The organism is Pseudomonas mosselii (assembly GCF_005796105.1).
Taxonomy (GTDB): Bacteria; Pseudomonadota; Gammaproteobacteria; order Pseudomonadales; family Pseudomonadaceae; genus Aquipseudomonas; species Aquipseudomonas mosselii_C.
Window position 1 is genome coordinate 1 of record NZ_VAUO01000032.1, and the last position, 5149, is coordinate 5149.

General features: G+C 64.2%; 4 protein-coding genes and 1 pseudogene. 1 reads left to right on the forward strand and 4 read right to left on the reverse strand.

What is annotated here, in order from left to right:
* Positions 1 to 145 precede the first annotated feature (145 nt).
* Positions 146 to 1057, forward strand: a complete 912-nt coding sequence (locus FEM01_RS23870; protein WP_138221874.1) for a LysR substrate-binding domain-containing protein — start codon at positions 146 to 148, stop codon at positions 1055 to 1057.
* A gap of 242 nt (positions 1058 to 1299) precedes the next feature.
* On the opposite strand, the gene FEM01_RS23875 is transcribed toward FEM01_RS23870, so the two are convergent.
* From FEM01_RS23875 to FEM01_RS23890, 4 genes and pseudogenes are all read right to left on the reverse strand, one after another.
* Complete coding sequence (locus FEM01_RS23875; RefSeq protein WP_171031020.1) at positions 1300 to 3141, reverse strand: amidohydrolase; 1842 nt, start codon at positions 3139 to 3141, stop codon at positions 1300 to 1302.
* 358 nt (positions 3142 to 3499) lie between these two features.
* Complete coding sequence (locus FEM01_RS23880) at positions 3500 to 4318, reverse strand: alpha/beta fold hydrolase (protein ID WP_138221876.1); 819 nt, start codon at positions 4316 to 4318, stop codon at positions 3500 to 3502.
* A gap of 41 nt (positions 4319 to 4359) precedes the next feature.
* Positions 4360 to 4926: an antibiotic biosynthesis monooxygenase gene (locus FEM01_RS23885; RefSeq protein ID WP_138221877.1), complete on the reverse strand. Its 567-nt coding sequence runs from the start codon at positions 4924 to 4926 to the stop codon at positions 4360 to 4362.
* Between the two features lie 117 nt (positions 4927 to 5043).
* Positions 5044 to 5149: pseudogene (locus FEM01_RS23890) on the reverse strand (hydrolase); the annotation flags it as partial.

Consider the following 5149-nt stretch of genomic DNA (forward strand, 5'->3'; position numbering starts at 1 on the left):
CTTTGAAGCGGTAGACTGCGAAAATTGGCTTTAGCGTTCCATTTTATGAACGATGGGTCGATGATGGCTTCTTCGCGGGCAAGCCCGCGCCCACCGGGATCGCGACACGCTTGAAGCTGCGCACTATCAGGATCTGGAGAACCCCTTGGAAGACCTCAACTCCCTCTACTACTTCACCCAGGTGGTGGAGCACGGCGGCTTCGCACCGGCTGGCCGCGCGCTGGACATGCCCAAGTCCAAGCTCAGCCGGCGCATCGCTGACCTTGAGGAACGCCTGGGTGTGCGCCTGCTACACCGCACCAGCCGCCACTGCTCGCTGACCGAAATCGGCCAGGCTTATTACAACCGCTGCCTGGCCATGCGCGTGGAGGCCGAGGGCGCCGCCGAGATCATCGAGCGCAATCGCAGCGAGCCGCGAGGGCTGGTGCGCATCAGTTGCCCGACGACCCTGCTCAACTCCTGGGTCGGGCCGATGCTCACCCGCTACATGCTCAAGTACCCGCAGGTGGAGTTGTTCATCGAGAGCACCAACCGCCGCGTCGACCTGCTGCACGAGGGTTTCGACGTGGCGCTGCGGGTGCGCTTCCCGCCACTGGAGAACACCGACATGGTGATGAAGGTGCTGAGTAACAGCACCCAATGCCTGGTCGGCCACCCCTCCTACCTTGAACAGTTGCCCAAAGGCTTCGACCCGCATGTGCTGAGCAGCCTGCCCAGCCTGCATTGGGGCAGCGCCCAGCGCGAGTACCAGTGGGAGCTGTTCCAGGGCGAGGACACCAGCCGCAGCATCGTGATTCGGCACACCCCGCGCATGGTCACCGACGACCTGTTCGCCCTGCGCCACTTCGTGCTGGCCGGGGTGGGCATCGCGCACCTGCCGCGTGTGGCGGTGCGCGAGGATTTGGCTGCCGGCCGGCTGGTCGAGCTGATCCCGGACTGGCACCCGCGCTGCGGCATCGTGCATGCGATCTTCCCGTCGCGCCGCGGCCTGTTGCCATCGGTGCGAGCGCTGATCGATCACCTGGCCGAGGAGTTCGCCAGTAGCGACATGGCCTGAAAAATCTAGCGTGGGGAAGCGTACTCCGCCGAGCGTGAGGTCCGTTTCTGCGTGTTTTGTCGGGCACTTCCCAAATGACCCGTTAGACGCAGAAAAAAGGCCGGTTCCCGCCAAGGGAACCGGCCTTCGATGTTTCTAACAGACGTTTACTTACCAGCGGTCAGCGCGCTACAGCGGGTTGATGAGGCCGTGCAGATCGACAACACGGAGCGACCTCACATGACGCTGAAAAACACAACGTCTTAGAACGCAAAGCACGAGCAACCCAGCGCCCCCCAGAAGCCCTGGAAGTCGCTGACCGGCACCTTGGAATGACGCGCCTTCTCGTGGCTGTGCGCATGCACGCCGCACGGCCCCGAGCATTGGTGCACCGCCGCCGCCAGCGACGGGGTGCCCACGCGCCAGTGCCCCGGCACCTTGGCCACCGGCGACCACTCCGGCAGCACCGGCACCTGCGGTGGGCCCAGGCGTTCGAACTCGCCCGCCGCGTACACCACCTTGCCGTCGACGATGGTCAGCACCGACTCGATGCCCTTGATCGCCTCCTGCTCGACGCTGAAGAAGTCCAGCGACAGCGCCGCCAGGTCCGCCAGTTGGCCCACCTTGATCTGGCCCTTCTTGCCCTGTTCGCTGGAGAACCAGGCACTGCCCTGGGTGAACAGCTGCAACGCGGTGTCGCGGTCCAGGCCTTCCGGGTACAGCTCCATGCCGCCGACGGTCTTGCCGCTGACCAGCCAGTACAGCGAGGTCCAAGGGTTGTAGCTGGACACCCGTGTGGCGTCGGTGCCAGCCCCGACCGGCACGCCCATTTCGAGCATGCGCTTGATCGGCGGGGTCTGCTCGGCGGCCTTGGCGCCGTAGCGGTCGACGAAATACTCACCCTGGAAGGCCATGCGGTCCTGAATCGCGATCCCGCCGCCCAGCGCACGCACACGCTCGATGTTCTGCGGGGTGATGGTTTCGGCGTGATCGAAGAACCACGGCAGGCCGTTGAACGGTATGTCACGGTTGACCTTCTCGAACACGTCGAGCATGCGCGTGATCGATTCGTTGTAGGTGGCGTGCAGGCGGAACGGCCAGCGCTGCTCGACCAGATGGCGCACCACCGGCTCCAGCTCTTCTTCCATGGTTTGCGGCAAGTCCGGGCGCGGTTCGAGGAAGTCCTCGAAGTCGGCGGCGGAGAACACCAGCATCTCGCCAGCGCCGTTGTGGCGCAGGAAGTCGGTGCCGCTGTGCAGCTTCACGCTGGAGGTCCACTTGCGGAAGTCGTCCAGCTCTTCCTTGGGCTTCTGGGTGAACAGGTTATAGGCGATGCGCACGGTTAGCTGGTTGTTGTCGGCCAGTTCCTGAATCACCGAGTAGTCGTCGGGGAAGTTCTGGTAGCCGCCGCCAGCATCGATGGCGCTGGTCAGGCCCAGGCGGTTGAGTTCACGCATGAACTGACGGGTGGAGTTGACCTGGTACTCCAGCGGCAGCTTCGGCCCCTTGGCCAGCGTGGCGTAAAGGATCATGGCATTGGGGCGGGCGATCAACATGCCGGTGGGATTGCCGAACTTGTCGCGCTGGATCTCGCCACCGGGCGGGTTGGGCGTGTCCTTGGTGTAGCCCACGGCGGCCAGGGCGGCGCGGTTGAGCAGCGCGCGGTCGTACAGGTGGAGCAGGAACACCGGGGTGTCTGGCGCGGCCTGGTTGATCTCTTCAAGGGTTGGCATGCGCTTTTCGGCAAACTGGAATTCGTTCCAGCCACCGACCACGCGCACCCACTGCGGCGTCGGGGTGCGCGCGGCCTGGTCCTTGAGCATGCGCAGGGCGTCGGCCACCGAGGGCACGCCTTCCCAACGCAGTTCGAGGTTGTAGTTCAGGCCGCCACGGATCAGGTGCAGGTGCGAGTCGTTCAGGCCTGGGATTACCGTGCGCTGCTTGAGGTCGATGATCTGAGTGGAGGCGCTCTTGTGGGCCATGGCTTCGGCATCGCTGCCCACCGCGAGGAAACGGCCGTCCTTGATGGCAACAGCAGTGGCAGTGGGTTTTTCGCGGTCAACGGTGTGCAGCTTGCCGTTGAACAGAATCAGGTCGGCGGTCATGGAGCCTCCTTGGGTGGCTGCGTGGGCGGAACCGGCGGCGCCGGTGAAGGGCAGTGCGGACCAGAGCGCCCCAGCGGCGCCGAGCACGGTGCTGGTGGCGAGAAACTGGCGACGGCTCTTGTCGTTCGGATCCTGGGACATGCTGTTCTCCATCGAGGTGCGGCAGGCGCAACAGCGGAGCATGCCGGTTGGCGCACGGTCAGGGCTTGAATGGATGTGCGGTGGGTCGTAGAAGGTTAGCCCTGTTGGACTTTTGTGCTGCCAGGGCCGGCCTCTTCGCGGGTAAACCCGCTCCCACAGGTTTCAATCGCTGTGCGATACCTGTGGGAGCGGGCTTGCCCGCGAATGCCTCCCACCGTTAGCGCTGAAGGAACGCCAGCAGGTCCTCGTTCAACTGCTGCGCATGGGTCACGGCAAAACCGTGCGGCGCGCCGGCATACACCTTCAACTCAGCCCCACGAATCAGCTCGGCGGCCTTCTTGCCGGTCGTCTCGAACGGCACGATCTGGTCGTCGTCGCCATGGATCACCAAGGTCGGTACATCGATCTTATCCATGTCCGGGCGGAAATCGGTTTCGCTGAACGCGGATACGCAATCCAGGGTGCCTTTGATCGAGGCCATGAGCGCGATGTTCAGGGTCTGCGTCTGCACGCCCTGGGATACCTGCTGGCCATGGTTGATGCCGTAGAACGGCGTGGCGAAGTCTGCGATGAACTGCGCCCGGTCGGCGCGCAGCCCGGCCTGGATGCCCTCGAACACCGAGGTATCGACACCGTCCGGGTTGTCGGCACGCTTGCCGAACACCGGGGTCACCGCGCCCAACAACACCAGGCCTGCAACCCGTGCGCTGCCATGCTTGGCAATGTAGCGGCTGACATCACCACCGCCCATCGAGAAGCCCACCAGGGTGACTTCGCGCAGGTCCAGGTGCTCAATCAACTGGGCGATGTCATCGGCAAAGGTGTCGTAGTCGTAGCCGCTCCACGGCTGGCTCGAACGGCCGAAGCCCCGACGGTCAAAGGCGATGGTGCGATAGCCGCGGCTGGCCAGGTACTCCATCTGCGAATCCCACATGTCGGCGTCCAGCGGCCAGCCGTGGCTGAACAGGACCGGTTTGCCGCTGCCCCAGTCCTTGTAGTAGATCGAGGTGCCATCACGGGTGACGAGCGTGCTCATATCGGTATCTCCTGAGAAGTGATCGAGAGTGCGTGGAACGTTCAGCCGCGCAGCCAGTTGGCACAGCGGCGGGTTACCCAAGGCATGATGTAGAACACCACGGGCAGGATGACAAACAGGTTGACGATCAGGTTGCCGGTGATCGGGCCGCCCAGGTGCGGGTAGCGCGCGAACAACGGCGCCAGCAGTTGCGGAATGATCATGGTCATCGGGCAGATCACCAGGTAGGTCAGCAGGGCCTGTTTCCAACGTGGCGGTTGTGGGACGCTGCCGCTTGGCGGGGTGAACCAGAACTCCGGGTCATCGTGTACCTGGGTATGGTCACCGTCCTCAAGCAATGGCAGCACCTGCTCGACCAAGGCCTGGCGCTCGGCAGAATTGACCCAGGCTTGCAGCAAGGATGCGTCGGCGAAGCGCACCACGGTGGTGAAGTGGCACCCGCCCTCGTCCGGGCGGATCACGTTGACGTCCAGGTGCCCGGGCTGATGGCGCGCGGCGCTGACGGTACGCTTGAGCCAGGCCTCGTAGTCGCTCAGGGACTGGGCGCGAACCTTGTGCTGGACCACCAGCGTAACGACGTTGCGGTTGGCTTCGGTTGCGGTGTTCATCGGTGTTCCTTGGGATGAGCTTGCCCGCATCCACTGTGCAACGGCAGACGGGCGAAGGATTGAATGGGTGTGCTGCCGGGTGCCGGGCACCGACTGACGGTGCCCGGGCAGTGGGGCTTACTTGGCGGCGGTCAGGGCGTTGTAGCTGGTCATCAGGTTGCGGTAGTCGGGGATGTGGTTGGAACACAGCGCCGCCAGGCCTTCGATGTCGTTGCGCCAGTCG

Bases quoted from the DNA above. Each gene is read 5' to 3' on its own strand.
- FEM01_RS23875 (WP_171031020.1), bottom strand. From the start codon at position 3,141: ATGACCGCCGACCTGATTCTGTTCAACGGCAAGCTGCACACCGTTGAC.
- FEM01_RS23880 (WP_138221876.1), bottom strand. From the start codon at position 4,318: ATGAGCACGCTCGTCACCCGTGATGGCACCTCGATCTACTACAAGGAC.
- FEM01_RS23885 (WP_138221877.1), bottom strand. From the start codon at position 4,926: ATGAACACCGCAACCGAAGCCAACCGCAACGTCGTTACGCTGGTGGTC.